We start from the raw sequence: 26,473 nt of genomic DNA, 5'->3' as shown, positions 1-26,473 counted from the left end.
CGCGCGAATACGAGGTGGACGGATTGGAACAGCAGACAGCCTTGCACCCGTCATGTCGGGCGTCATGCCGGGACTTCGGTCCGGCAGGCGCCGCCCGTCTCGTGCGGGGGGCGTGACCGTCATGGCCACCACATCGTCCGATCTGGACACCCGACTGCGCCAGCACGGTACCACGCTGCGTCGTCAGCTCGAGCGGCTGTACGGCGCCACGCACGACGGCGACGCCTTGTGGTCGCGGATCGAGGCCGTGCTCCGCGACCGCATGGCCGAGCGCCCCCCGGTGATGCAGGCGCTCGACGTCGCGCGTATCGCCGATCGCGACTGGTTCGTCGCGCCCGACATGATCGGCTATTCGACCTATGTCGATCGCTTCGCCGGAACCGTGTCCGGCCTGACCCAAAAGGTCGAGTATCTTGATACGCTGGGGGTCCGGTATCTCCACCTGCTCGCGTTGTTGAAGGCGCGTACCGGCGACAGCGACGGCGGCTTTGCGGTGGCGGATTATCTGAGCATCGAACCGACGCTCGGGACGATGGCGGATGTCGAGGCGCTCTGCGGCAGCCTGCGTGCCAGCCGGATCAGCCTGTGCGTCGACCTCGCGCTCAATCACACCGCGGACGACCATGTCTGGGCGCTGAAGGCCAAGGCCGGCGATCCGCACTACCGCGACTATTACATCGTCCTCGACGAGGCCGAGGCGGCGGCGCGCGAAACCGTATTGCCCCAAGTATTCCCGACCACCGCGCCCGGAAATTTCACGCACGTGCCCGAGATGGGCGGCGAAGTCTGGACGACGTTCTACCCGTTCCAGTGGGACCTGAACTGGGCGAACCCCGAGGTCATGCTGGCGATGGTCGACACGATGCTGCGACTCGCCAATCACGGGTTCGAGGCGTTCCGGCTCGATTCCACCGCGTTCCTCTGGAAGCAGGCGGGGACGGATTGCCGCAACCTGCCGCAGTCGCATTTCATCGTCCGCGCGTTGCGCGCTGCGCTCGACATCGTCGCGCCGGCGACCTTGCTCAAGGCCGAGGCGATCGTGCCGACCGCGTTCGTGCCGCCCTATTTCGGCGCGGACGAGGGCGAGGGGTTCGAACCAGAATGCCACCTCGTCTACAATAATTCGCTGATGGTCGCCGGCTGGGTCGCGTTGGCCGAGCAATCGGCGGCGTTGCCCGCCGCGATCGTCGACGTCAGCGGCGGGCTGCCGCATGGTGCGAACTGGCTGACCTATGCGCGCTGTCATGACGATATCGGCTGGGGCGCGGTACTGGGCGATCTACGCGGTATCGACTCCGACCCCGAAGCGCGGCTGACCGACGCCGCGCACTTCATCGAAGGTGCGGGCGACAGCTGGGCGCGCGGCGTACCGTTCCAGTCGGATGGTTCGGTGCTGCACGGCACCAACGGCACGTTGGCGTCGCTTGCCGGGCTCGAGGCGGCCACCGACGACGTATCGCGGGAGACGGCGTTCCGGCGTATCGCGTTGCTCAACACGCTCGCCGTCGCCAGCGGCGGCGTCGCGACGATCTACATGGGCGACGAGGTGGGGATGCTGAACGACTATGCGTATCGCGACGACCCCGACCGGGCGCACGAGGGACGCTGGCTCCACCGGCCGCAGATGGACTGGTCCGCGCTCGATACCCCCGCGGCGATGCGGATCGCCGGCGATCTCGCCCGGTTGCGTGCCGCGCGCGTAGCCGGTGCGGGAGCGGGTGCACCGACCCTGCTGGCGACCGATGCATCGGTTCCGGCGCTGCTCGGGATCCGCTGCGGCACCGATCGCGTGTATCTCAACTTCTCGGATCGTGCGGTGCCGTTGTCGGATACCGGCACCGACCGCCTGTCCGGCAGCGCCGCGGCTGCAACGCTCGCACCCTGGCAGGCCGTGTGGCTCATGGGAGATCGCGCATGAAACCCCGTCTGTCGCTGGCGCGCATCATCGAGATGAACCTCGGGTTCCTCGGTCTGCAATTCTCGTTCGGCTTGCAGCAGGCGAACATGGCGCCGATCTACGGCTATCTCGGCGCCGACGAGGCGTCGATGCCGCTATTGTGGCTGGCGGGACCGATGACCGGCCTTCTTGTCCAGCCGCTGATCGGCGCACTGTCCGACAAGACCACCAGCCGGCTGGGCCGGCGTACGCCGTATTTCCTGGTTGGTGCGATCCTGTGCAGCCTGTGCCTGTTGGCGATGCCGTACAGCCCGGCCCTGTGGGTCGCCGCCAGCCTGTTGTGGATCCTCGATGCAGCCAACAACGTCACGATGGAGCCCTATCGCGCCTATGTCGGCGACCGGCTGTCGGAGGACCAGCGACCGACCGGCTTCCTGATCCAGGCCGCGTTCACCGGGCTGGCGCAGACGCTCTCCTATCTCGCGCCCTCGCTGCTGGTGTGGTGGGGGATGAACAAGGATGCGGTCGATGCCAACGGCATTCCCGACATCACCCGGATCGCCTTCCTCGTTGGTGCGGTGCTGTCGCTGTCGACGATCGTCTGGTCGGTGATCCGCGTCCCCGAACTGCCGCTGTCTGCCGAGGAGCGTGCGGCGATGCAGGCCGACAAGGTCACGTTGGGCAGTGCGCTGCGCGACGTCGTCGCCGCGATCCGCGACATGCCGCCGGCAATGCGCCAACTGGGCGTCGCGATGCTCTGCCAATGGTATGCGATGTTCGCCTATTGGCAGTTCATCGCGTTCGCGCTGGCGCGTTCGCTCCACGGCACCGCCGATCCTGCGAGCCAGGGGTTTCGCGACGCCGCGCTGACCGTCGGGCAGATCGGCGCATTCTACAACGCGGTCGCGTTCGTCAGCGCGCTTATGCTGGTCCCGGTGACGAAGCGCTACGGCGCGCGCGTCGTCCACGCGGTATGTCTCGCCGCGTCGGGCGCGGCGATGCTGGCGATTCCCGGCATCGGCGTCGAGGGCTGGCTGTACCTGCCGATGATCGGCATCGGGCTCGGCTGGGCGAGCATGATGGGCAATCCCTATGTCATGCTGACCGATACCGTCCCGTCGGCGCGGTTCGGCATCTACATGGGCATCTTCAACATGTTCATCGTCGTGCCGATGATGATCGAGAGCCTGACCGTGCCGTTATTCTACCGGTCGCTGCTGGGCGGCGATGCGCGCGCGATGCTGTACGTTGCGGGGGCGCTGATGCTCGCCGGAACGGTCGCGACGCTGCGCGTGAACGCCGGGGGGCCGAGGCGGGCTGTCGCCGATCGGTAAGATTATCGGCACGCACAAGGGCTGCCCTGCAATCCTATTACCGATGGTCGACGACCCTGGTCGACAAGAACGAAGGATTTTCGTGGTGCGCGGCTGGAAGGTCGATAGGAAGACCGTACAGCCTTAAGCCCGCGGCATGTCGGACCGGAGTTTCCGAAGCGCGGGCAGCGAGGGAAGGGGACTGCGTGCGGCCAACGATCAACGATGTCGCACGACTTGCCGGCGTGTCCATCAAGACGGTGTCGCGCGTCCTGAACAACGAAGCACGCGTGTCGGATGCGACGCGCGCGCGGGTGACGGCGGCGTTCGCGACGCTCAAATACCGGCCGAACATGGCGGCGCGAACGCTGGCGGGGCATCGCAGCTTCCAGATCGCGCTCGCCTGCGACAATCCCAGCCCCTATTACGTGTACGAGATGCAGTCCGGCATCCGCGACCGCTGCCTGCTCGATGGTGTGCGGATGATCGCGCAGCCCTATGACCATGATTCCGACCGGCTGATCGACGATATCGAGAGCCTGATCGACGGGTCGGGTGTCGACGGACTGATCCTGACGCCGCCCGCTACCGACTATCCCGAAGTGCTGGCGCTCATGGCGCGTCGCAACGTCCGGTTCGTCCGCGTCTCGCCGGGCACCGACCTCGATCTCACCGCATCGGTGTTCATCGACAATATCGGCGCCGCGACCGTGATGACGCGGCACCTGCTGGCGCTGGGCCACCGCCGCATCGGCTTCGTCTCGGGGCATGCGAGCTATGCGACCAGCGTGCAGCGACTTGCGGGATATCGCGCCGCGCTCGACGAAGCCGAGATCGCGTTCGATCCCGTCCTGGTCCGCCCCGGCGACTATGACTTCGCATCGGGCGCCGACGCGGCCGAGGCGCTGCTCGCGCTCCGCCTGCCGCCCACCGCGATCTTTGCCTCGAACGACGACATGGCCGCCGGCGTGCTCAGCGTCGCGCACCGCCGCGGGCTGTCGGTGCCGGCCGACCTGTCGATCGCGGGCTTTGGCGACGACGCAATCTCGCGCTTCGTCTGGCCCGCGCTGACGACGATCCGCCAGCCGACGCGGACGCTCGGCTACGCGGCGGCCGACCTGCTTCTCGCCGCCGAGTTCGCGGTGAAGCGGATCGAAGTCCCGTTCGAACTGATCCGCCGCGACTCTACCGGGCCGGTTCGATCCGCGGGATGAGCAGTTGGATGAACCCCAGCGCCAATAGATAGCTGACCGCGCAGATCGCCAGCATCGGCGCATAGCCGAACCCGTGCCCGAGCGACCAGGCGGACAGCTGGATCATCCCGATAGAGCCCATATTGCCGCAGAACGCGGCGATGCCAATCGTTGATCCGACCGAGCGTGCCGGCATGACGTCAGTGGTCAGCGCAAAGACGTTGGTCGAAAACCCCTGATGCGCGAACAGCCCGAGCCCAAGCACCAGCGCCGCGGTCCACGGACTTTGCAGCGACAGCACGATCGGCACCGGCAGGATTAGCAGCGCATAGAGCAGCAGCGTGGATTTCCGCGCACGGTCGAGGCTCCAGCCGCGCGCCATCAACCGGGTTGGCAACCAGCCGCCGGAGAGCGCGCCGCAAGCCGCCAGTGCATAGACGAGCGCGACGGGGAGTCCGACCTGACCCTGCGGGAGTCCGAAAAGCCGGTGGAACAGATCGGGCAGCCACGACAGCATGAAGAACCAGACCTGATCGGACAGCACCTTGGCGACCGCGATGGCGAGCGTCCGGCGGTCCTTGAACAGGTCGATCCAGCGGATCGGCGCGGGGCCACCGGTTTCCGCGATCGCAGCGGGCATCTTGAACGCGAACCACGCGACGACCCAGACCAGCCCGAGGCCGCCGGCGACGAGGAACGCCGCGCGCCAGCCGAACGCGATCGCCAGCGCCGGTATGACGAGCGGGGTTATGACCGCACCGACATTGGGCGCGGTGTTGCCGATCCCCAATGCGATCGAGCGGTCCTTGGGGCCGAAATAGGTCGCGGCGGACTTGACCGCGGCGGGCGTGCCGATCGACTCCGCCGCGCCGAGCACGACGCGCGCGCCAATGAATCCGCTCACGCCCGACACGAACGCGTGCGCCATGCCGGCGACGCTCCATACGAAGACCCCCGCCGCAAAGCCGATCCGGAGACCGACCCGGTCGATGAACCAGCCGGTCCCGAGAAACGCGACCGCGGCGGCGAACTGGAACGCCGACGCCATGTTGCCGTAATCCTGGTCCGACCAGCCGAACTCGAGTTCCAGCGTCGGCTTCAACAACGCCAGGATCTGCCGATCGACATAATTCAGCATGATCGCGAAGAACACGAGCGCCACGACCACCCAGCGCGCCTTGGATTGTGCGGGCGCGGGGACGGGCGAGGGGGCCGGGGTGGGGCTCTGTACCGTTTCCGTCAAAAGTTCAGCCTTGCGGTGATGCCGGCGTAGCGATCGGCCTCGCGCGGGATGATGTAGCGATAGGCGCCACCGGGCCCGCCACTGACGATCGACGAAGCGAAGCTGGTGTCGAGCACGTTCTTCACCTGGAGTATGATCCTGAATGCATCCTTCGCGTCGACGATGCCGGCCGAAAGATCGAGCAGGCCGTACGCCTTGATCGTCGTTGCGTCGCGGATCGCGGCGCTCGCGTCGAACTGCGAGATCTGGCTGGACTGGTAGGAGCCTTGCGCGCCAAGCGTGAAATCGATGCTGCTGCCCGTGCGGATCCGGTAGTCGCCGCCGAGCGACCCCTTCCACCGGGGCGCGTAGCCGAGTTGCGTGCCCGCGGGTACGACGCCGGTGGTCGAGCCGTTGGTCGGGATCTTGAACTGGTCGACATGCGCATCGGTATAGGCGAGCCCGCCCGAGATGTTGAGATCGCGGACCGGGCGGTAGAGCAGGTCGAGCTCGCCGCCGCGGGTCGAGATGTCGCCCGCGTTGGTGAAGCGGGTGACGAGCACGCCGGCGACCACGTCCGGGTTGTTGGCCTGGAAATTGTGATATTTGGCGTAATAGGCGGCGAGGTTGACCACCAGCTTGCCGCCGAACAGCGTGTTCTTCAGGCCGATTTCGTAACTATCCGCGGTCTCCGGATCGATGACGTTGGTGCCGGTCGCGCCGAGATTGTAGAAGATGTTGAACGCTGGCCCCTTATAGCCGCGCGAATAGGTCGCGTAGCTGGTCGAGTGCGGCGTGACGTCGAACTGCACGCCGCCCTTGCCCGACCAGTTGGTATTGGTCGTCTTGCCCGCGAACGGCCCGAAGCTTGGGTTGATGCCCGGCCCCGCCAGCGTGGTGACGCGGCTGTGGAAGACGTCGAGCTGGTCGCTGGTATAGCGGACGCCGGCGATCGCGCGGAACCGATCGGTCAGGTTGAAGACCCCTTGCCCGAAAAAGGCGAGGTTCTTGAAGGTCGAGCCGAACACCGCGGTGCCGGTCGGCCGGGTGACCGTCGTGCCCGCGGTCGAGCACGGGGTGAGCACGGTCGGCGTCGGCGTAGCGGTGCAGACGACGTCGTCGCGACGGAACGTCCGTTCGGTTTCCGCGCGCGAGTAGAATGCGCCGATGACGTAGCTGAAGAACTGGTTCGACGGCGACGCGATCCGGACTTCCTGCGTAAAGGTGTTGCTCGTCTGCGGCCCGAAATCGTGCAGCTGGTTGGCGCCGACATACGCGGTCGGGAGCCAGTCGCCGTCGCGGATCTCGGTATTGTCGTATTCGCGGTAGGAACCGATGTACGTCACCGTCTGCGTGCCGAGCGTCGCGTCGGCTTGCAGCGAAACGCCCCAGCTCTTTTCGTCGGTATGCGTGATCAGGTCCTGGTTGACCGTGCGCGACTTGTTGCCGTTGCGATCGGGCAGGACGCTCGCGGTTAGGCCTGTGGTCGGCGTGGTGCCGATGACCTCGGCGCAGCAATCGTCGTTGCTCCGCCGATAGTCGCCGATCAGCGTGAAGGTCAGGTCGGGCGTCGCATCGGCGACGACCATGCCACGAAAGCCGTAATGCTCGTACCCGTTCACGCGCCGGTTATCGTGCGCGACGTTGCGGATGTTGCCCGCGTAATTGCCGTAGAACCCGGTGAAGCGGCTCTTGATCGTCTCGCTCAGCGGAATGTCGAGCGCGGCGCGGGTGCGATACTCGTTGCCGTTGCCGGTGAAGAACGAGCCCTCGACCGACCCGGCGAGCACGTTGCCGGGACGCTGGGTGACAATGTTGATGACGCCGGCGCTCGTGTTCTTGCCGAACAACGTGCCCTGCGGACCGCGCAGGACTTCGATCCGGTCGATGTCGATCAGGTCGCTGAACGCCTCGCCCGCGCGGCTGTAGACGACGCCGTCGACGACCGTGGAGATCGATGGCTCGCCCGCGACCGAGAAGGTCGAGGTGCCGACGCCGCGCAGGAACAGCGACTGGTTGATCGTCGTGCCCGATTTGCGGAAGTTGAGCGTCGGCACGAGGTACTGCGCGCCTTCGAGGTTCACCGCGCCCTGCGCGGCGATCTGCGCGCCCGAGATCACGGAGACCGCAACCGGGACATCTTGCAGACGCTCCGAGCGCTTCTGCGCGGTCACGACGATCTCGCCCGGCACGGACGTATCGGGCGGGCCGGCGGTGGCCTGGTCGTTCGGTGTGTCCGGTGCGGCCTGGATCGCTTGCGCATCCTGTGCCCAAGCCGGTGCGCTCAGCCCCGCGGCCAAGGCCACCCCCGTCAGCAACCAATGCGTTTTCATGCGCGTCCCCTCCACAATTCCTACTTCGATGGTAGGTTAAACGGTGTCCTGCGCTGTCATACACCAATTCGCCTTGGAGGGTGCAAAGTACCGCTTCATTCAAAACCCCAGTTCGGCCATCTCCACCACGCGCTTGGTGCGCGCGCTGACCTCCGCTGCGGTGCCGATCGCGACCGCCATGAGCCCATCGCGCGCGGTAACCTCGACGCCGATTTCGCCGCGCACCGCAGCGATGAACTTCTGGTGCTGATAGAAGGTCGAGCCGTGATGGCTGCCGGCGTCGAGCGCGGTTTGGTCGACCGCGATCACCTGACGCTCGACCCGTTTCGGATTGAGGAAACCGGTGCGCGGGCTGAACACCAGCGCGCCCTCGGGGATCAACACGTCAAGCCGCGCGGCATCGCCGACCGCGGTGATCTCCTCCTGGTTCTCGGCGCCGTCCGCGAACATCGACAGGTCGAGCATCGCGCGCACGCCGTTGGCGAAATCCACCGTCGTATAGCTGTTGTCGATGATGTCGGGCCGTTCGCCGTCATAGCGCTCGTCGACATGGTTCACGTCCATCGCGCCCGAGCAATAGACCCGGACCGGTTCCGACTGGACGATCAGCCGCATCAAATCGAAGAAATGGCAGCATTTCTCGACCATCGTCCCGCCGGTGTTGCGGCTGAAGCGGTTCCAGTCGCCGACCTTGGGCAGGAACGGAAAGCGGTGCTCGCGGATCGACAGCATCCGCAAGCGCCCGATCCGGCCGCCATGCACTTGGTCGATGAACGCTGCGGCGGGCGGCATGTAGCGATATTCCATCGCGGTCCAGAACGGCCGCGTCATCTGCGCGGCGCGGTCGACAACCCAGCGCGCGTCCTCCAGCGTCGTCGCCAGCGGCTTTTCACACAGGATCGCGACGTCCGCATCGAACAGCGGCGCCAGCACGTCGCGGTGCGTATAGTTGGGGCTCGCGACGATTACCGCATCGACCAGTCCGCTGCGTGCGAGCGCTGCCGCATCGGCAAATTCCTGCACGCCGTCGCCGCGCGGACCCAGCGCATCGCGCGCCCAGCCGAGCGACGCGCTCACCGGATCGGCGATCGCCGTCACCACCGCGCCGGGGGTGACCGCCAGGTTCTGGAGATGCTCGACCCCCATCATGCCGGTTCCGACCAAACCATAACGTACTTGCTCGACCAAGCCTATTACCCCTATTCGTGACAGCGATGTCGCAGCTTGATCCTACACCCAAAGCCATTCCCCTCGGCAAGAGCGGAATCCTTGTCAGCCCGATAGCCTGGGGCATGTGGCGGTTCGCCGGAGTCGGCGTCGCCGAAGGACGCGCGCTGATCGAGGCGGCGTTCGAGGCGGGCGTCACGCTGTTCGACACCGCCGACATCTACGGTTTCGACGGCGCTGGCGGGTTCGGCGATGCGGAAGTGCTGCTCGGCCGCATCTTCGCAGGTTCGCCCGGTCTGCGCGCGCGGATGGTCCTGTCCACCAAGGGCGGTATCCTCCCGCCGCTGCCGTATGATTCCAGTCCGGCCTATCTGGCGAAGGCGCTCGATGCCTCGCTGACCCGGCTCGGTGTCGAGCAGGTCGACCTCTACCAGATCCATCGCCCCGACATCCTCACGCACCCGCAGGAAGCGGCGCGCGCGCTCGAGGATATGGTCACGGCGGGCAAGGTGCGCGCGGTCGGCGTGTCGAACTACACGCCCGCGCAGGCGCAGGCGCTGGCGTCGTTCCTGACCATTCCGCTCGTCAGCCATCAGCCGGAGTTCTCGCCACTCCACCTCGAACCGCTCGAAAACGGGCTGTTCGATCAGGCGATGGAGCGCGACATGGCGGTGCTCGCCTGGTCGCCGCTCGGCGGTGGCCGGCTCGGTGTGCCCGCAGACGCGCGCAGCGCAGGGGTGGCGGCGGCGCTCGATCGCAAGGCAGCCGAGACGGGCGCGAGCCGGGCGGCGACCGCGTATAGCTGGATCATGGCGCATCCGGTGCGGGCGATCCCGATCGTCGGCACGCAGAACCCGGCGCGGATCGCCGAACTCGCGCAGGCGTTCGCGATCACCTGGACCCGGCAGGACTGGTACGATGTCCTGGTCGCGGCGCGCGGCGAGGCGTTGCCGTGACCAAATCCTGCGAAGTCAGCTGGTTCTCGGCGCTGTGCGACGACGACTACGAGTTTCTCGGCGTGCCCGATCCCCGGCTGCAATCGAGCTGGGAGCATTGCCGCGACATCGTCCTCCAGGCGGAGACCGGTGGCTACGACAACATCCTGCTCCCCTCGGGCTATGCGCTGGGGCTCGACACCACCGCGTTCGCCGCGGCGATCGCGCCGATGCTCCGTCGGCTGGCGCTGTTGATGGCGGTGCGCGTCGGCGAAAGCTGGCCACCGCAACTCGCACGCCAGATTGCGACGATCGACCGGATGCTCGGCGGACGGCTCAACATCAACATCATCTCGTCCGACCTCCCCGGCGAGACGCTGGCATCCGGCCCGCGCTATGCCCGCACGGTCGAGCTCATGCGCATCCTCAAGACGCTGCTGAACGGCGAGCCGCTCGATCATGACGACGAGTTCTGGAAGCTGAAGCTCGACCCGCCGCGGATCGGCACCGTGTCGGGCAAGGCGCCGTTGCTGTATTTCGGTGGACTGTCGCCGGACGCGCGCGAGGCGGCAGCGAAGGAATGCGACGTATATCTGATGTGGCCCGACACGCGCGAGAAGGTCGCCGACATCATCGCCGACATGACCACACGCGCCGCCCGCCACGGCCGCACGCTGCGCTTCGGCTACCGTGCGCACGTCATCGTCCGCGAGACCGAGGACGAGGCGCGGGTGTACGCCGATCGCCTGCTCTCGAAGCTCGATGCCGAACAGGGCGCGGCGATCCGTGCCAAGTCGCTGGATTCCGGGTCTGCCGGTGTCGCGGCGCAAGCGGCATTACGTGAAGGCGCTTCGGCCGATGGTTATGCCGAGGACAATCTATGGACCGGCATCGGGCGCGCACGCTCGGGCTGCGGTGCCGCGATCGTCGGCGATCCCGATCAGGTGCTCGCCAAGCTCGCCATGTACCAGGAGATGGGGATCGAGGCGTTCATCCTCTCAGGCTACCCCCACGCCGCGGAAGCCGACCTGTTCGCGCGTCATGTGTTGCCCAGGATGACGCACGCGCCGCTATCGGTCGCGAACACCCTCTAGGTCAGGACGCCGTGCGATGGCCGGACTCCGGCTAGCGTGCGGCACGAACGTGCGAATGTTACAGCGTTTCCAGCACTAATCCCCAGGCGCCGGGCGCGGGCGGCGACGGGGGCCAGCACGCCGAGGAATTGCTCACCTCAGGTTTTGGCCGGTTGAATATGCAACGCGTCCTGATGCGCGATGTAGCTGTCGAGCGCACTCGCCGCGTTGAGCATGTGCGCGCGCATCCGGCGCGCGGCTTCGTCGCCGTCGCCCTCGGCGATCGCGCGCATCACCGCATCATGTTCCGCGCGTGACTTGGCGAGGCGGCGGTCCTGGCGCAGTTGCATGCGGCGGAACGCGTTGAGGCGGATGCGGACCGCGATCGCCTGCTCCGCCAGGAAGTCGTTGTGCTCGGCGCGGTAGATCGCCTCGTGGAAAACGCGGTTGAGCGCATCATACGCATCGACGTCGCCTGCATCGACCGCCGCTTCGCTGGCTTCGTGGATGGGGAGCAGGCGGCTGCGCCGAAGCGGCGGGCGGCTTTCCCTCGCTCTACCGGATCGCCTTGCCCGCGCTCGCCGAAGCGCGACGTCGGAGCGCCGACGAAGAAGCCTGTCGCGTCCACGCGCTGATGGCGCTGATCGTCGGGGTCGACGACACCAATCTCCTCTACCGCGGTGGTGCAGAAGGGCTCGCCTTCGCGCAACGGCAGGCGCGCGCGTTCCTCGACGCCGGGGGGGTAGACGCCGCCGACTGGCGCGAGCGTGCAATCAAGATCCATCACGCGTTCACGGCACGACGGCTCAGCCCCGGCGGTTGTGCCGATCTGCTCGCGATGGCGCTGTTCATCGAAACCAACGCGCTATGACGCTCGCGCTTCTCTGCGCAGGGCAGGGCCGGCAGGATCGCGCGATGCTCGACCTGTTCGCCGACGATCCGCGCGCCGCACCGATCCTCGCCGAGGCGAGCGACGTGCTGGGGCGAGACGTCTTCACGGTTTTGCGCACCGAAGATGAGGCGACGCTGTTCGCCAACCGGACGAGCCAGATCCTCTGCGTCACCCGCGGACTCGTTGCGGCGGCCTGTCTCGCGCCGACGATGCCGTTTGTCGTCGCAGGATACAGCGTCGGCGAGATGACCGCATGGGGCATTGCGGGGATTTGGTCATCCGAACGCACGCTGCATCTGACCGCCGCGCGCGCCGAAGCGATGGATGCCGCGAGCGGTACCGACGACGGGCTAGGCTTTATCCGGGGTCTGCCACGCGAGCGCGTCGATGCGCTTGTCGCCGGGTTCGGCTGCGCCATCGCGATCGTCAATCCCGATCTGCTGTTCGTCATCGGTGGCGAGCGGGCCCACGTCGCGCAGTGTTGCAGCGCGGCGTTGGAGCAGGGGGCGACGTCCGCGCGATCGATCGCGGTACACGTCGCCTCGCATACGCCACGTCTTTCGACCGCGGTCGCAGCGTTCCGTGCCGCACTGGACAGTTCGGAACCCGCGAAACCTGCGCGAGGCCGCACGCTTATCGGTGCCGCGGACGCGTCGATCGTAAGCGGGGGGCGCGGCATCGCCGGATTGGCGGGGCAAATCGACACGATGGTCGACTGGGCGGCCACCCTTGAGGCGGTTCTCGAACGCGGTGTCGATCGCATACTCGAACTCGGGCCGGGCACCGCGCTTGCCGATATGGTGCGTGCGGTCGATCCGGCGCTCGAGGTCCGCGCCATCGATGATTTTCGCAGCGTATCGGGGATCAGGGACTGGCTGGCGCGGTGACCGCCGGGACCGGTAGCGCGCCCGAGCACAGGGCGCGAAGCCAGCCCCGATCGTCAGGCATTGGCAGACCGAGCCGCCGCCTCGATCGTCACGTCTGGCGGTCGGCGATCGCGTTTCGACGCGCGGTGCCGTGCGACGATCACCGCGACCAAGCCCAGCCCGGAGGCGGCGGCTCCCGCCAGCGCCACGGCGGGATAGCCGATGCCCGCCGCGATCACGCCGCCGCCCACCGCTGCGCCGATCGCGTTGCCTAGGTTGAACGCGCCGATGTTCATCGCCGACGCGAGGTTGGGCGCGTCCGCGGCAGCGTGCATCACCCGGACCTGGAGCGGCGGGACCAGCGCGAAGCTTGCGATGCCCCACAGGAATATCAGGATCGCGGTAGGTCCCTTGAACGGCATCAGCATCGCGAACCCGACGAGGATCGCGGCCAGCGCAGCGAGCGTCACGATTAGCGTCCGGTCGACCGAGCGATCGGCGAAGCGTCCGCCGAGCCAGTTGCCGATCGTCAGGCCGACGCCGTACGTCACCAGCATCGCGGTGACATAGCCGAGCGAGGCGTGAGTCACCTCGCGCAGGATCGGGGTGATGTAGGTGAAGACCGTGAACATCGCGCTCGCACCGATGACGGTAAGGCCCAGCGCCCCGAGCACCGGTCCCCGCGTCAGCACGCGGAGTTCCGCGATCGGATCGCTACCCACGGGCGCGGGCAGCGCCGGCAGCGTCAGGCGGAGCGCCACCATCGTCGCGATGCCGAGCGCCGAGATCCCCCAGAACGCCGAACGCCATCCGAGATGATCACCGGCCCAGGTTGCAAGCGGCACGCCGACCACGTTGGCGATGGTCAGTCCCATGAACATCGCCGCGACCGCGCCCGCGCGTCGCTCGGCCGGGACGAGGCTGGCTGCAACGATCGCGCCGACGCCGAAGAACGCGCCGTGGTTGAACGACGTCAGGACTCGTGCCGCCATCAGCATGCCGTAACCGGTCGATACCGCCGCGAGCAGGTTGCCGATGGCGAAGATCCCGGCAAGCGCGATCAGCAACGTCCGCCGCGGCACGCGTCCGGTGGTCAGCGTCATGAGCGGCGCGCCGATCACCACGCCCAAGGCATAGGCACTGATCAACAGCCCGGCGGTCGGGATCGACACGCCGAGATCGGTGGCGATGACGGGGAGCAGGCCCATCGGTGCGAATTCGGTCACGCCGATGCCGAAGGCGCCGACGGACAGGGCCAGCAGGCCGGGATTGAGTTTCATGATGGCGCTCCTCAGACCAGCGCGGGGTTCAGGCGGGCAAAGCCCTCCTGCTGCCGGTACGGCGTGTGGGGATAGGGCGGCAGGACATCGCTGGCGGCATCGAGCGTGGCGACCTGATCCGCCGACAACGCCCAGCCGACCGCCCCGAGATTGTCACGCAACTGCTCTTCGTTGCGCGCGCCGATGATGACAGACGCCACGGTCGGGCGCCGCAACAGCCAGTTGATCGCGACCTGCGGCACGGTCTTGGCGGTGTCCGCTGCAACCGCCTCGAGCGCATCGATCACGCGGTACAGATGGTCGGTCTCGACCGGCGGCGCGAATTGCTCGGTATCGTGGAGACGGCTGCCCGCGGGGATCGGCCGGTTCCGCCCGATCCTGCCCGTCAGTCGGCCCCAGCCGAGCGGACTCCACACCAGCGCGCCGAGACCCTGGTCGGCCCCGAGCGGCATCAGATCGGCTTCATAGGCGCGCCCGATCAGCGAGTAATAGACCTGGTGCGCGACGAGACGCGGCCAGCCGTACCGGTCGGCAATCGCCTGCGCCTTCATCACCTGCCAGCCCGAATAGTTGGAGACTCCCGCGTAGCGCACCTTGCCGGCGGCGATCAGCGTGTCGAGCGTCCCCATCAGTTCCTCGGCCGGGGTGGACGCATCATAGGCGTGAACCTGGAGGATATCGACATGATCCGTGCCGAGACGTCGCAGCGACGCCTCGACCGCACGGATCAGGCGCGCGCGGGACGTGCCCCAGTCGCCGGGCCCATCGCCCATCGGCAGTCCGGTCTTGGTCGACACGAGCACCTGATCGCGCCGACCCTTGATCGCGGCACCGAGTACCGTTTCCGACGCGCCGTTCGAATAGACGTCGGCGGTGTCGAACAGCGTGACGCCGGCGTCGAGGCAGATGTCGACCATGCGGCGCGCTTCGGTCTCGTCGCTGTGTCCCCATGCGCCGAACAACGGCCCGGATCCGCCGAAAGTAGCCGTTCCGAAGCTGAGGGCCGGGACGCGCAGTCCCGAGGATCCCAATTGCCGATAGTCCATATCCATATCCCCGCTATTAACCTGATGCATAGATGGGTGGATCGAGGCCAAGCTATTAGCAGCCGCGTGCGCGAAGGATTTGTGAGATGAACGCAAAGATAGGTCTGGGGGCTGATCGGGCACGCGCGCTCGAACTGTTCGCGACGGTGATGCGCGAAGGCAGTTTCTCGGGTGCGGGCCGGGTGTTGGGGCTGACGCCATCGGCGGTCGCCCGGTCGCTCGATCGGATCGAGGCGCGGCTCGGGGTACGGCTGCTGCTCCGCTCCACCCGCGCGTTGACGGCAACCGCGGAAGGGCAGGCCTATCTTCAGATGGCCCGGCGGATCCTAGCCGATCTCGACGATGCCGAGCAACAGATCGCCGATCAGGGCGCGCCGCGTGGACGGCTGCGGATCAGCGCTGCGCTGTCGCACGGGCGGTTGTGCATCGTGCCGCTACTCGGCGAATTCGCGCGCCTCTACCCGCATATCCTAGTGGACTTCGCATTGACCGATACGATCGCCGACGTGGCCGCGGGGCAGGCGGACGTGGCGATCCGGTTCGGGCCGCTCGGTGACAGCCTGTTGACCGCGCGCAAGCTCGGCGAGAGCAGGCGGGTGATCGTCGCCGCACCCGACTATCTGGCGCGATGCGGCATGCCGATGCGTCCCGAAGATCTCCACCGGCATAATTGCCTCAACTTCAACTTTCGTCGGGTCGAGCCAGTCTGGCCGTTCCGCGTCGAAGGACGCGACGTCACCCTGTCGGTGAAGGGCAATATCGAGGCGAACAACGGCGAAACGCTTGGCCAGCTTGCCGCGGCGGGCGTCGGCATCGCGCGGGTTGGCGCGTTCAGCGTGGTCGACGATATCGCCGCTGGTCGGCTGATCGCCGTGTTGGACGACTTCAATCCCGGCGATGTTGAGCTGATCCATGCGGTATTCGTCGGCGGTGGGAACATGCCCGCGCGCGTCCGCGTGTTCGTCGATTTCCTGGCCGCCCGCCTCGCCGGCTGAGCTTTATCGGCCCCAACTCAGACCGGTGATCCTGAGCGGCGTGACGGGGCGGTTCCTTCGTCCCGTCACGCCGCTCAGGATCACATCAAGCGGCCTTGGCGGCCATCCGCGCAGCGATCTTCTCTTCCTCGGTCCAGACCTTCCGCTCGCGCGGTGCCTTGGCCGGCTTGACCTGCTTGACCGGACCGCCGCCCAGCACGGGCGCGCGCTTGGTCGAGTGGCGCGCCACTTCGCAATGCCATTCATGATCGTCCTGCACGGTCAGCGTGCGACCGATCTCGCGCTCGACGTCGTGCAGCCACGCGCGCTGCTCGGCATCGCACAGCGTGATCGCAAACCCGCTGCGGCCGGCGCGACCGGTGCGGCCGATCCGGTGGACATAGCTCTCCGGCAGGCTCGGCAGATCGTGGTTGAAGACGTGGGTGACGGTATCGACGTCGATGCCGCGCGCGGCGATATCGGTCGCGACCAGCACCTGCACGGTACCCGCCCGGAACGCGTCGAGTGCACGCTCGCGCTGGCCCTGCGACTTGTTGCCATGCAGCGCCTCCGCGGTGATCCCCGCCTCGCCGATGAACGCGCACACGTCGTTGGCGATGTTCTTTTGCAGTGTGAACACCACTGCCTGGCCCATGTCGGGCGTCTTGAGCAACGCGAGCAACGCGGCCTTCTTGTCGGCGGCGTCGAGGAACATCACCGACTGGTCGATCCGGTCGACGGTGGTCGATGGCGGTGCGATCTCGACCTTGGCGGGATCGCGCAACAGGCTCTCGGCCAGCGCGGCGATCGACTTCGGCATCGTCGCCGAGAACAGCAGGGTGTGCCGGTCCGTCGGCAGCGTCGCGACGAGCCGCTCGATCGGCTTGGCAAAGCCCATGTCGAGCATCTGGTCCGCTTCATCCAGCACCAGCGCTTCGAGCTGCGACAGGTCGCAAACGCCTTGATCGACCAAGTCGAGCAGGCGTCCCGGCGCAGCGACGATGATGTCGACGCCGGTTTCCAGCGCCTTGACCTGGTGGAACTGGCTGACGCCGCCGAAGATCGTCATCACGCTCGGCTTCAGATGCCGACCGAAGCTCTCGAAGCCGGCGGCGATCTGCGACACCAGCTCGCGCGTCGGCGCGAGGACGAGGATACGTGCGCCGCCCTTGGGCGCCGGTCGCGGATCGGCGGCTAGGCGGTGGAGCAGCGGCAGCGCGAACGCGGCGGTCTTGCCGGTCCCGGTCTGCGCCATGCCGAGCATGTCGCGGCCCTGCAGCAGCATCGGGATCGATTGCGCCTGGATCGGGGTAGGGCTCACATAGCCTTCCTCCGCTAGCGCCTGCAGCAAAAACGGCGCGAGGGAGAGATCGGCAAAGGTCATGGTCATGGTAACGCGGCGCCTCCGGCGCTGGGCAAGCTGCGCCGAAGGGCTTAGCGTAGGGTGAGCGCGGGCAGCTAGAAGTGATGCTGCACTGCGTCAATGTAGAAAGCCGGGCGGCGGCATTTAATGCCCGGCTCCCCTATTAATTCGTCACGTCGCGAGAGGACCGCGCGCCCTGTCTCCGCGTTACTTCGTCAGATCGGTCAGCAGCGAGCGGTAATAGGTGATCGCCAGCGGGATGTTGTCGATCGGCGTGCGCTCGTTCAGGCCGTGGCTGAAGTCGTCGGATTGCTTGATGAAGGTCGGGCTCACGCCGTAGCTCGGCACGCCGACCGAGCGATACCACATCGAATCGCTCGCGCCCGCCGACATGCTCGGAAAGATCGGCACGCCGGGACGGATCGCGCCCATCGCCTTCTTCACCGCACCGGTCAGGTCGGCGCGCAGCGGCGAGGCGTCGGTCGGGTTCGATCCTTCGGTAACGTCGCTGAACTTGACGCCGGGATCAGCCGCGACCCTGGCGAGCTCGGCCATCACCGTCGCGGGTTTCACGCCCGGAAAGATCCGGCAGTTGATGTTGGCGGTCGCGCGCTGCGGCAGCGCGTTGAGCGCATGACCGCCGTTGATCATCGATGTGACGCAGGTCGTGCCGATCTGGCCGACATACCCCGGATTGGCGGCAAGCGTCTCGATCGCCTTCTGGTCCTTGGGATTGGCGGCAAAGGCGCGCATCGCCGCGCCGATCTCGGGCGTCTGGCGCGGTGCGACACCCTCGAAATAGCCCTTGGTGATCGGCGACAGCTGCGGCGTGAAGCGATAGTCGCCGATCCTGACCAAAGCGGCTGCGAGCTGGTTGATCGCGTTCACCTTCCGCGGCGCGGACGAGTGTCCGCCGGCGCTGGTCGTCTCGAGCTGGAAGTCGGCATAGGTCTTCTCGGCCGCGCCGATCGTGAAATATTCCGCCTTGCCCTCTTCGCCGTACAGCCCGCCGCCACCATCGATGTTGAGCGCCATCTCGGCGTTCTTGAGCTGGTCGGCGAGCAGCGACGACGTCTTCATGACGGTTTCCTCGTCGCCCGACAGCGCGAGGACGATGCCGCGCTTGGGCGTGTACCCCGTCTTTTTCATGTCGAGCAGCGTGGCGATCGCAAGCGCCGCATCGAGCTTCATGTCGGTCGCGCCGCGGCCGTAGAGATAGCCGTTCTCGACCACCGGGGTGAACGGATCGCGCTCCCAGTCGGCGGGCTTGGCCTCGACCACGTCGATATGCCCGGAGATCACGATCGGCTTCAACGCCGCATCGCTGCCTTTCCACGTCGCGACCAGATAGGCGGTGTCGTCGACCGGCGTGACCGTCACGTCGCTCGCGGCAAAGCCACCCGCGACCAGCACCGACTTCAGATAGGCGGCAAGCTGCGGCGTCTGGTTGCCGGGACCGCGTACGCTGCGAAACGCGATCATCTTCTTGGCGATCTCGAGGCCGTTGGTCGCGGCGGTCTGCGCCTGCGCCGCAGCGGGCAGGGCGGTCATCGCGGCGGTGCAGGCCAGGAGAAGCTTGAGCTTTGACGTCATCATCATCTTTCTTCGGAGAAAACCACCCTCCCCGGGCGGGGGAGGGTCGCAACGAGCCAGTCTTAGAACTTCGCCCCAGCGCGCAGCCCGATCGTCCGCGGCGTGCTGGTGACGATATAGGTCCGCTGCGAACACGTCCCGCATTGCTGATACCGCGACAGTTGCGCGCGTTCGTCCCACAGGTTCTGGACGAACACCTCGAAGGTGAAGTTCGAAACCTCCGCGCCGACCGAGGCATTGCCCGTCGTATAGGCCTTGAGCCGTCCCAGCGTTGCCGCCTGCGCCAGTCGGATATCCGCCGACGCCGAGCTCTGATGCGCGACCAGCCCCTGGATATACGCCTTCGCCGTGCCGATCGGCATGCTGTAGCGCGCCGTGCCGCTCGCCTTGAACCGCGGCGTGATCGGCAGGCGTGTGCCCGATGGTGCGAGCACATCGGTACCGTCGCCGCTACAGATCTGCGTCGCGCACAGATCGCTGCGCGTCTTGGCATCGGTATACGCCGCCGCCGTGGTCAGCGACAGGCCGCCCGTCGAGAAGTTCGCATCCGCCTCCGCCCCCCTGATCCGCGCATTCGGCCCGTTCTGGATGATCGTGAAGCTGTTCAGCCCGAGGAACGAGAACTGGAACTTGTCCCACGCCTGCTGATAGATCGACGCATTGAACCGCAGCCGGTCGAACAAGGTGGTCTTCAGCCCGAGCTCGTAATTGGTCAGGAAATCCGCATCATACGGCGCGACGTCGCCGCGGCGGTTGATCCCGCCCGGTCGGAAACCGCGCGAGAAGGTGGCATAGGCCATGACCGTGTCGGTGGGCTTGAACGTCAGGTTGAAGCGGTAGGTCGCGCCTTGCCCCTGCGTCTTCTTGGGGATCAGGCCGGTGGTCGTATAGGTCGCCAGATTGGTACACGGCGAGCCCGACACGGCTGCGGGCAACAACGTCGAGGTGTCGCCACCGCTCAGATAGGCGTCCCGCAAGGTCTGGCCGTTCGCCAGATAACAGCCCGCGACGCCGGTCTGGCTGCTGCCCGCGGCATTGAACGGCGTGGCGGTGTAGGGCCGGCCATCGTCCGGATCGACCGCGGGATTGCGCCCGAACCCGTAGAAGCCGATCAGCGAATTGTCGTAGATGTACGCGCGGCCACCCGCCGTCGCGGTCAGGTTCGGCAGGATGTCGAAGCTCGCCTCGCCGAACATCGCGTAATCCTTGTCGACGCGCTTCTGCTTGGTCAGCCACAAGGTGCCCGGCGAGCCGTTGACCGACACTGCGGTGCCGAGATTGGCGATCTGGTAATCCTGGAAGATCGCGTTGGTCTGGCGCTGATAGAAGGCGCCGGCGACGATCCGGAACCGGTCCTCGACGGGCGATGCGACACGCAGTTCCTGGCTGGTCTTCTTGAAGTGATCGGTGCCGATGATCTTCTGCCGCGGATCGATCGTCCGGCCGGCATTGTCCTGGTAAAAGAAATAGCCGGCAAGCCCACCGACCGAGGAATAGGCCGAGTCATACGCTTCGGCATAATCGGTATAGTCGCTCGACGTGAATGTTTTCCGGTCGAGATACGCGCCGGCATAGGTGACGTCCCAGTTGCCGACCTTGCCCTCGATCGTCAGCGCGCCCTGGATGAAGCGGTCGCGGCGGTATTCAGGAAAGAAATGCTGGACCTCGAGATCGCCGACCTTGGGGTCGTAGCCATAGGTGCCGTGGTTGCGCTGTTCCTGGTACAGGACGGTCGGCGTCACGGTCCAGTTGCTGTCGAGATCGACCTTGAGCGCGGCTCGGCCGCCATAGGTCTCGGTGTCGTTGTAGTTCTTCTTCACGAATGCGGCGTTGTCGACCACCACGCCGCCATTCGCCGAGGTGCACGAGGTCGGAGTCGGTTCGGGCAGATAGCTGCGGCATCCGGCGACGTTGTCGATGAAGCCGGCATCGCGCTGGTAGAAGCCGACCACGCGCAGCGCGGCGGACTGCGACAGCGGCATGTTGAGCATGCCCTCGATCTTGCTGCCGATCCCGCCCGACTTGACGCTGTTCACCTCGCCGTCGACGCGGCCGTAAAAATCGCTCGTATCGGGCTTGTTGGTGATGATCCGGATCGTGCCGGCTTCGGACGACGCGCCGTACAGCGTGCCCTGTGGCCCGGCGAGGCTCTCGATCCGCGCGATGTCGTAGATGTGGACGTCGAGCGTACCACCGATCGTCGTGACCGGCTGTTCGTCGAGATAGGTGCCGACCGAGGGCAGCGGACCCGAGTGGTTGCCGTCGCCACCCGATGCGACGCCGCGCATGTAGACGACCGTCGAGCCCGGCTGCGTCGTCTGGAACGACACCGACGGCAGTAACTGCGTGTACTGGTTGAAGTTCGAGATGTTCAGATCGTCGAGCCGCTTGGTGCCGATCGCCTGGATGCTGATCGGGACCGCCTGGATATTCTGGTCGCGCTTCTGCGCGGTGACGACGATATCGCCTTCATACTCCCCGGCCTGTGGTGCCGTCGCGTCCGGGGTCGGCGCAGCGGTGGTCGGCGGGGCGATGGTCGGCGGGGCGGTGGTCGGCGCGGCAGTGGTCGCAGTTTGCGCGAAGGTTGGCGTGACGATGGCCGATGACGCCAAGAGCGACGCGATCACTACGCGACGATCGATTATGTGCATGCTCGTTGCCCCCACGACGATTTGTGTCCGCAACCTGTGTTGCGGCGCAACAAACGTCAAACGAAGCTTCGCGGCAATAAACATTTTGTGACGCATCCGTGACGTTTTCGCCACGGGTCAGGTCGGCGCGGCGAGTCCCAGGGCGGATCGCAACGGCTCAAGCCACTGGTCGTAGGGACGCCAGGCATCGACCCCGTCGCGATTGATCGGCCGACGTACCTGTTCGGAACTCGCGGTGCGGACCGCGCGCTCGGTCTCGTGAAACGCGAGGCAGGCAGGCTCGTAATCCAGTCCGCAGGCCGCGAGCAACGCGCGGACTTCGGCCTCGGTATCGTCGAGCAAAGCCTCGTGATCGACGCGGTGGACACGGCCAGGCAGCACCGCGTCGACATGCGTCATCAGCCGGACATAGTCGGTGTAATAGCGGCCGAGATCGTCGAGCGAATAGCTGAAAGTCTGCCCTCTAGCGTAATGCTGTTTGAAGTTCGAGAAGCAGCAGTCGAGCGGATCGCGACGTGCGTCGATGATCCGCGCATTGGGCAGCGCGAGGTGGATCAGCGCGACATGCGCCCAGTTGTTGGGCAGCTTGTCGATGAAGAACGGCCGATCGGTGCGTCGCTGGATCGCGGCACGACGCAGATAGTCTTCGCCGATGTCGCGCAACGCGTCGGCGGATAGCGCCTCCAGTCCCTGCGGATAGTGGGCGATGCGACGCGCCAGCGCCGGCATGTCGGGCAGCTCGGTCGTCCCCTCAACCAGGCTGTGGCTGGCCAGGATCTGCTCGATCAGCGTCGAGCCCGCGCGCGGCATCCCGAGCACGAAGATCGGGTCTGGCGCAGTCGACCCGTGATCGGGCCGAGCCGCAAGAAATTCGGGCGTCAACAGCGCGATGCTGCGGTCGACGAACGCCGTCGTTTCGTCCGCGTCGTAGACGATCCGCGTCCGGCGGAGCGCGTTGCCCGCCGCGTAATGCGCGAACGACTGCACCGGATCGCGGCGGTCCTCGAACGCCTTGCCGAGCGCGAAATCGAGGTGGAAGCGGTCCTCGTCGTCCAGATCGTCGCGCGCGAGGGCGGCCTCCATCGCCGCGATATCATCGTCCTCGAACTTCACCGTCTTGAGGTTGGCGAGGCTCCACCACGCATCGCCCAGCGTCGGCAGCAGCGACAGCGCGCGGCGATACGCGGCGATGCCGTCGTCGCGACGCCCGACCGTCTTGAGCATATGCCCATAGCTCAGCCACACGCGCGGCTGGCCCGGCGCGTCGTGCAGGACCTTCTCGTACAGCGCGATCGCATCCTCGAACCCGCCGAGCCGGCCAAGTGCGGCGGCCTTCAAATTCGCATGCCCCGGATTGTCCGGCTCGTCCGCGATCACCGCATCGAGCAAGGTCAGCGCCTCGGGCGCGCGGTTCTGGCGGTACAGCACGAGCGCGAGGTTTGCGCGCGCCGCGGTGAAGCCCGGCGCCAGCTCGACCGCGCGCCGCAGCAACGCCTCCGCATCGCCATAGCGGCCGATCCGCCCTGCCAGTTCGGCCAGCATCCGGATTGCACGCGCATCGAACGGATCGCGCTTGAGATACGCCTTCAGCAGCGGTTCGGCGACGTGAAGCTGGTTGTCGTGCAATGCCAGCGCCGCCTGCATCAGATCGTCAGGCCAGCGGGGGGGAGCGGTGGAAGCCATCGGTCCGGACAGTCGCGACGCGCAACGTGGACGTCAAGCGCGCCGTCACGCGGCCCAGCGGTGCCGGATCTTTGCGCAGGTCACCCCCAGTCGCAAAGCTTCCCCATCGCATCGCGCGGTAGCACAGCTCCGAACCGGATCCACTTTGGCCGTTCGGGTCCCGTCAGTTGATCGGCCGCCGTCCGGTCGATCCGCCCGCGGAGTTCGTCGGCGTCGCAATCATCATCGTCCGGCACGATGAACGCCTTCAGCCGACCGTCGACGTGCAGTCGCACCGCCGCGTCGGCGACCCCGTCGATCGCCCGCAGCCTGTCGGCGATGCGTCCGGGCCAGACATTGTGGCCGCCGACCTGCACCGCGCCGTCGCGCCGGCCGATCGGACGCAGGCTGCGGTCACCGATCCGCTCGATATGGTCGGGCAGGTCATGATGCTCGCCACGCGCGTCACGCAGCTGCCATGCGCCGGTGCCGTCACCTTGCGCGGTGCTGGAGGGGATCAGCTGCCATCGTGGCAGCAACGCATACGCCGTGGCCGGCAGATCGCGCAGCGCGATACCGCTGGTTTCCGAGGAGCCGTAGATGTCGACCAGTCGCGTCAGCCCGACCGCGAGCAGGTCGGCCGCCAGCCGGTCGTCGAGCGGCCCCGCCGAGCTTACGCCGACGACGTCCGCGGGAAAGCAGCGGGTCAGGCGCACGATCGCGCGCCACTGGTCCGGTACGGCGACGACGAGGTCTCCCGCGGTCAGATCGAGCGGCGTGCCGATCGTCCGAACGACGACCGGGACATCCAGCACAGCCGGCAGCAGCGCGGTCCAGATGATTCCGTAGAGATGATGCGCGGGGACCAGCGCCACCACGCGGCGGCGTCCGGCAAGCTGCGTCGCGAGGAACGCGGCCTCGTCGAGCAGGTCGACGGTGGCATGGGCGCAAGACTTGGGACTGCCGGTCGACCCCGATGTCCGAACGGTCATCCGACCATTGGTCGCATCCTGTCCGAGCATGATCCAATCGATCCACTCGCCGACGATGCGCGGCGGTTCCCGGCCCAGCAGCGCGTCGTCGAGGCAGAACGTCTCCGCCAACGCGCCCAGCGCGCCCAATTGCTCCATCGAGTCCAGCCCCAGTCCGTCGTCGCCGATCGGCAGGGCTTCGGGCCAGTCGTCCGGCTGAACCGACGCGGCGCCGGTTGCGCGCCAGCGGCGTAGTTCTGCGGCCATGACGGCGCACGCGATCCGGTGGACGGCCGCGCGGGAGAGGGCGGTCCGGGAGATGGCGGCGCGGGGGAGGGCGGTTACCGTCACGCCGCGCAGGCGGTGGACCGATAGACCCGATTGCGTCCTTCGCGCTTGGCGGCATAGAGGCGCTTGTCGGCGAGCGCGATGACCGCATCGATCGATCCGCCGGCCTCGTCGAGCGTCGCACAGCCCAGGCTTGCCGTGACCTTTAGCGGCCCGCGCGGCGTGTCCAATTCCAGTGCGGCGATGGCCTTGCGCATGTCGTCGGCCAACCCGATCGCCTGCTCGTGATCGAAGCGGGGCAGCAGGACGCCGAATTCTTCGCCCCCCAGTCGCGCGAAGATGCCGCGGGGCGGCAGAAGCAGCGTGCAGACCTCGGCGACCCGACGAAGCAGGACGTCGCCGACCGGATGGCCATGCGTGTCGTTGACCGCCTTGAAATGATCGAGATCGAGGACGATCAGCGACAATGACTGCCGCAGCTCGCGCCAGTGCGCCTGCTCGCGCTCCATGATCTGGCTGAAGTGGCGGCGGTTCGACGCGCCGGTCAGGTGATCGCAGGTCAGCAGGCGGCGCATGTCCTCGGCGGCCGCCTCGCGCCGCGGGACGTCGCGCAGGATCACCGAAAAGCCGGTCGGGCGCGGACCATCGCCCTCGGATCGCGCGACCACGAGGCGCTGGCACCAATAGCGTTCGCCATCGGCGCGTTGCTGCCACCCCTCTTGCAGATGCCAGCCATCGCGCGCGGCGATTTCGAGCTGCTCGTCGAGACGCAGATCGCCACCGGATGTGTCGCTGTCGAGAACGTCCGCCAGATTATGACCGGTCACCGCGGTGCAGTCACGACCGGTCTGCTTGGTGAAGCAGGCATTGGCGGACGCGATCCGGCCATCCGGCGTGATCGAGAGCGCGGCATATTCGTTGACCCCGTCCAGCAGTGTCGCGAACCAGGTATCCGCCTGCCGCAGCCGCTCCTCCTGGACGACCTGCTGGCTGATATCGCTCAGCGTCACCATCAGGCGATCCGCGCCCAGCTTGACGATCGTGCAGGCGAGCACCTTTGGTGCCTGTGCGCGCCGGCCCTGACCGAGATCGACGAAGATCCGATGCCCGTCGCAGATCTTGCCGGTAGCGGCTGCATAGCCCGCGACGATGCTCCGCAATTCGGGGGCGTGCTGCTCGAACGCGGTGAACAGATTGCCGGCATCGCGCGGCCCGGCAAGCGGTAGCAGATGCTGCATCGCATGCGGGTTCATCAAGGCGATATCGCCGGTCAGGTCGCATTCGATCAACCCGACGGGGCACGCATACAGGAATTCTAGGAGCTGTTCCTCGCTCGACTTGCCGGTCATCGATGCAACCTCATCGTTCGATCAGGATGTAGCGGCGTGGCATCCCCGCGTCCGCGAGCAGCCGCAGGCGAACTTTCGTCGGGCGCATCCGCAAGGTAAGCACATAGGGGACGATGTCATCGATATCCGGCTCGTCCTCGAACCGCTGCGCAACCAGGAAGTTGTTCATGCACTGCGCGACGGCGTCGAAGAACGGCACACCCATGACCGTCGAGGGATCGAGTCCCGACATCCGCGCCTCGGTCGCGTTATAGGTCTGCACGATCGTGTCCGCCCCGAAGCCTACCACCCCGAACGGCAGCGCGTCGCGGTCTTCGTCGGACATGGACTCGAGATCGTTCAGCGAAACGACGTCAAAACTCGCATCTTTGGTCGGCACGAACAATAGCTCCCTCAACGGCTGGA

Annotated in this window: 21 protein-coding genes; 8 read left to right on the top strand and 13 right to left on the bottom strand. The window is 66.7% G+C overall.

From position 1 onward, the window contains the following. Positions 1 to 121 precede the first annotated feature (121 nt). The 3 genes from C8J40_RS07745 (at position 122) to C8J40_RS07735 (ending at position 4,424) form a co-directional block, all read left to right on the top strand. On the top strand, positions 122 to 1,918 hold the full coding sequence (locus C8J40_RS07745) for an alpha-amylase family glycosyl hydrolase (RefSeq protein ID WP_165911381.1): 1,797 nt from the start codon (positions 122 to 124) through the stop codon (positions 1,916 to 1,918). Then, the gene (locus C8J40_RS07740) at positions 1,915 to 3,231 is read left to right on the top strand and encodes an MFS transporter (RefSeq protein ID WP_132896503.1); all 1,317 of its coding nucleotides are present in this window, start codon (positions 1,915 to 1,917) and stop codon (positions 3,229 to 3,231) included. The genes C8J40_RS07745 and C8J40_RS07740 overlap by 4 nt, the downstream gene beginning before the upstream one ends. A gap of 185 nt (positions 3,232 to 3,416) precedes the next feature. After that, positions 3,417 to 4,424 carry a LacI family DNA-binding transcriptional regulator gene (locus C8J40_RS07735; protein ID WP_132896502.1) on the top strand — a complete coding sequence of 336 codons (1,008 nt, stop codon included), beginning with the start codon at positions 3,417 to 3,419 and terminating at the stop codon, positions 4,422 to 4,424. Here the strand turns inward: C8J40_RS07735 and C8J40_RS07730 are convergent. The 3 genes from C8J40_RS07730 to C8J40_RS07720 form a co-directional block, all read right to left on the bottom strand. Then, a complete protein-coding gene (locus C8J40_RS07730; protein ID WP_279432585.1) occupies positions 4,396 to 5,571 on the bottom strand; it encodes an MFS transporter in 1,176 nt (391 codons plus the stop codon). The two genes, C8J40_RS07735 and C8J40_RS07730, sit on opposite strands and share 29 nt — an antisense overlap. Positions 5,572 to 5,642: 71 nt before the next feature. After that, on the bottom strand, positions 5,643 to 7,958 hold the full coding sequence (locus C8J40_RS07725; protein WP_132896501.1) for a TonB-dependent receptor: 2,316 nt from the start codon (positions 7,956 to 7,958) through the stop codon (positions 5,643 to 5,645). A 99-nt stretch (positions 7,959 to 8,057) separates the two neighbouring features. Then, entirely contained in the window at positions 8,058 to 9,146 is a 1,089-nt protein-coding gene (locus C8J40_RS07720; protein WP_132896500.1) for a Gfo/Idh/MocA family oxidoreductase, read from the bottom strand. Between the two features lie 104 nt (positions 9,147 to 9,250). On the opposite strand from C8J40_RS07720, the gene C8J40_RS07715 reads away from it, so the two are divergent. Further along, positions 9,251 to 10,081, top strand: a complete 831-nt coding sequence (locus C8J40_RS07715) for an aldo/keto reductase (protein WP_243693264.1) — start codon at positions 9,251 to 9,253, stop codon at positions 10,079 to 10,081. Beyond that, positions 10,078 to 11,154 (top strand): LLM class flavin-dependent oxidoreductase, encoded by a 1,077-nt coding sequence (locus tag C8J40_RS07710; protein WP_132896498.1) that lies wholly within the window; start codon positions 10,078 to 10,080, stop codon positions 11,152 to 11,154. Before C8J40_RS07715 ends, C8J40_RS07710 begins: the two co-directional genes overlap by 4 nt. Before the next feature lie 137 nt (positions 11,155 to 11,291). On the opposite strand, the gene C8J40_RS20720 is transcribed toward C8J40_RS07710, so the two are convergent. Further along, a complete protein-coding gene (locus C8J40_RS20720) occupies positions 11,292 to 11,642 on the bottom strand; it encodes an FCD domain-containing protein (protein ID WP_243693284.1) in 351 nt (116 codons plus the stop codon). Positions 11,643 to 11,701: 59 nt separating this feature from the next. Between C8J40_RS20720 and C8J40_RS20715 the strand changes: the two genes are divergently transcribed. Continuing rightward, the gene (locus C8J40_RS20715; protein WP_243693263.1) at positions 11,702 to 12,004 is read left to right on the top strand and encodes a triphosphoribosyl-dephospho-CoA synthase; all 303 of its coding nucleotides are present in this window, start codon (positions 11,702 to 11,704) and stop codon (positions 12,002 to 12,004) included. Next, positions 12,001 to 12,912: an acyltransferase domain-containing protein gene (locus tag C8J40_RS07700; RefSeq protein ID WP_132896496.1), complete on the top strand. Its 912-nt coding sequence runs from the start codon at positions 12,001 to 12,003 to the stop codon at positions 12,910 to 12,912. The genes C8J40_RS20715 and C8J40_RS07700 overlap by 4 nt, the downstream gene beginning before the upstream one ends. Before the next feature lie 53 nt (positions 12,913 to 12,965). Here C8J40_RS07700 and C8J40_RS07695 read toward each other — a convergent pair whose 3' ends face one another. Both C8J40_RS07695 and C8J40_RS07690 read right to left on the bottom strand, forming a co-directional pair. Continuing rightward, positions 12,966 to 14,171, bottom strand: a complete 1,206-nt coding sequence (locus C8J40_RS07695) for an MFS transporter (protein WP_132896495.1) — start codon at positions 14,169 to 14,171, stop codon at positions 12,966 to 12,968. Positions 14,172 to 14,182: 11 nt separating this feature from the next. Continuing rightward, positions 14,183 to 15,217 carry an aldo/keto reductase gene (locus tag C8J40_RS07690; protein WP_132896494.1) on the bottom strand — a complete coding sequence of 345 codons (1,035 nt, stop codon included), beginning with the start codon at positions 15,215 to 15,217 and terminating at the stop codon, positions 14,183 to 14,185. Positions 15,218 to 15,303: 86 nt separating this feature from the next. Here C8J40_RS07690 and C8J40_RS07685 point away from each other — a divergent pair, with 86 nt between their 5' ends. After that, on the top strand, positions 15,304 to 16,212 hold the full coding sequence (locus C8J40_RS07685; protein WP_132896493.1) for a LysR family transcriptional regulator: 909 nt from the start codon (positions 15,304 to 15,306) through the stop codon (positions 16,210 to 16,212). 85 nt (positions 16,213 to 16,297) lie between these two features. Here the strand turns inward: C8J40_RS07685 and C8J40_RS07680 are convergent, their stop codons facing one another. The 7 genes from C8J40_RS07680 to C8J40_RS07650 all read right to left on the bottom strand — a co-directional run bounded on the left by C8J40_RS07680 (position 16,298) and on the right by C8J40_RS07650 (position 26,393). Next, a complete protein-coding gene (locus tag C8J40_RS07680; RefSeq protein WP_132734374.1) occupies positions 16,298 to 17,581 on the bottom strand; it encodes a DEAD/DEAH box helicase in 1,284 nt (427 codons plus the stop codon). A gap of 180 nt (positions 17,582 to 17,761) precedes the next feature. Beyond that, positions 17,762 to 19,150, bottom strand: a complete 1,389-nt coding sequence (locus tag C8J40_RS07675) for a M20/M25/M40 family metallo-hydrolase (RefSeq protein WP_243693262.1) — start codon at positions 19,148 to 19,150, stop codon at positions 17,762 to 17,764. A 59-nt stretch (positions 19,151 to 19,209) separates the two neighbouring features. Beyond that, positions 19,210 to 21,774: a TonB-dependent receptor gene (locus C8J40_RS07670; RefSeq protein ID WP_347812460.1), complete on the bottom strand. Its 2,565-nt coding sequence runs from the start codon at positions 21,772 to 21,774 to the stop codon at positions 19,210 to 19,212. Between the two features lie 141 nt (positions 21,775 to 21,915). After that, positions 21,916 to 23,481, bottom strand: a complete 1,566-nt coding sequence (locus C8J40_RS07665; protein ID WP_243693261.1) for a sulfotransferase — start codon at positions 23,479 to 23,481, stop codon at positions 21,916 to 21,918. 80 nt (positions 23,482 to 23,561) lie between these two features. Beyond that, positions 23,562 to 24,698 carry an AMP-binding protein gene (locus C8J40_RS07660; RefSeq protein ID WP_132896491.1) on the bottom strand — a complete coding sequence of 379 codons (1,137 nt, stop codon included), beginning with the start codon at positions 24,696 to 24,698 and terminating at the stop codon, positions 23,562 to 23,564. 80 nt (positions 24,699 to 24,778) lie between these two features. Next, positions 24,779 to 26,068 carry a sensor domain-containing diguanylate cyclase gene (locus C8J40_RS07655; protein ID WP_132896490.1) on the bottom strand — a complete coding sequence of 430 codons (1,290 nt, stop codon included), beginning with the start codon at positions 26,066 to 26,068 and terminating at the stop codon, positions 24,779 to 24,781. 10 nt (positions 26,069 to 26,078) lie between these two features. Further along, on the bottom strand, positions 26,079 to 26,393 hold the full coding sequence (locus tag C8J40_RS07650) for a phosphonate transporter (protein ID WP_132896657.1): 315 nt from the start codon (positions 26,391 to 26,393) through the stop codon (positions 26,079 to 26,081). Positions 26,394 to 26,473: the final 80 nt, after the last annotated feature.

Origin of the sequence: Sphingomonas sp. PP-CC-3A-396, from assembly GCF_004343105.1 — a bacterium.
GTDB lineage: Bacteria > Pseudomonadota > Alphaproteobacteria > Sphingomonadales > Sphingomonadaceae > Sphingomonas.
The sequence above is the reverse complement of the archived record's forward strand: the minus strand, read 5'-3'. Positions and strand labels throughout refer to the sequence as shown.

What these genes read in the sequence shown, in the direction of transcription:
- C8J40_RS07725 (WP_132896501.1), bottom strand. Translation starts at nt 7,958, where the DNA reads ATGAAAACGCATTGGTTGCTGACGGGGGTGGCCTTGGCCGCGGGGCTG.
- C8J40_RS07680 (WP_132734374.1), bottom strand. Translation starts at nt 17,581, where the DNA reads ATGACCATGACCTTTGCCGATCTCTCCCTCGCGCCGTTTTTGCTGCAG.
- C8J40_RS07655 (WP_132896490.1), bottom strand. Translation starts at nt 26,068, where the DNA reads ATGACCGGCAAGTCGAGCGAGGAACAGCTCCTAGAATTCCTGTATGCG.
- C8J40_RS07745 (WP_165911381.1), top strand. Translation starts at nt 122, where the DNA reads ATGGCCACCACATCGTCCGATCTGGACACCCGACTGCGCCAGCACGGT.
- C8J40_RS07660 (WP_132896491.1), bottom strand. Translation starts at nt 24,698, where the DNA reads ATGGCCGCAGAACTACGCCGCTGGCGCGCAACCGGCGCCGCGTCGGTT.
- C8J40_RS07700 (WP_132896496.1), top strand. Translation starts at nt 12,001, where the DNA reads ATGACGCTCGCGCTTCTCTGCGCAGGGCAGGGCCGGCAGGATCGCGCG.
- C8J40_RS07740 (WP_132896503.1), top strand. Translation starts at nt 1,915, where the DNA reads ATGAAACCCCGTCTGTCGCTGGCGCGCATCATCGAGATGAACCTCGGG.
- C8J40_RS07690 (WP_132896494.1), bottom strand. Translation starts at nt 15,217, where the DNA reads ATGGACTATCGGCAATTGGGATCCTCGGGACTGCGCGTCCCGGCCCTC.
- C8J40_RS07675 (WP_243693262.1), bottom strand. Translation starts at nt 19,150, where the DNA reads ATGATGACGTCAAAGCTCAAGCTTCTCCTGGCCTGCACCGCCGCGATG.
- C8J40_RS07715 (WP_243693264.1), top strand. Translation starts at nt 9,251, where the DNA reads ATGTGGCGGTTCGCCGGAGTCGGCGTCGCCGAAGGACGCGCGCTGATC.
- C8J40_RS07695 (WP_132896495.1), bottom strand. Translation starts at nt 14,171, where the DNA reads ATGAAACTCAATCCCGGCCTGCTGGCCCTGTCCGTCGGCGCCTTCGGC.
- C8J40_RS07685 (WP_132896493.1), top strand. Translation starts at nt 15,304, where the DNA reads ATGAACGCAAAGATAGGTCTGGGGGCTGATCGGGCACGCGCGCTCGAA.
- C8J40_RS07665 (WP_243693261.1), bottom strand. Translation starts at nt 23,481, where the DNA reads ATGGCTTCCACCGCTCCCCCCCGCTGGCCTGACGATCTGATGCAGGCG.
- C8J40_RS07650 (WP_132896657.1), bottom strand. Translation starts at nt 26,393, where the DNA reads ATGTCCGACGAAGACCGCGACGCGCTGCCGTTCGGGGTGGTAGGCTTC.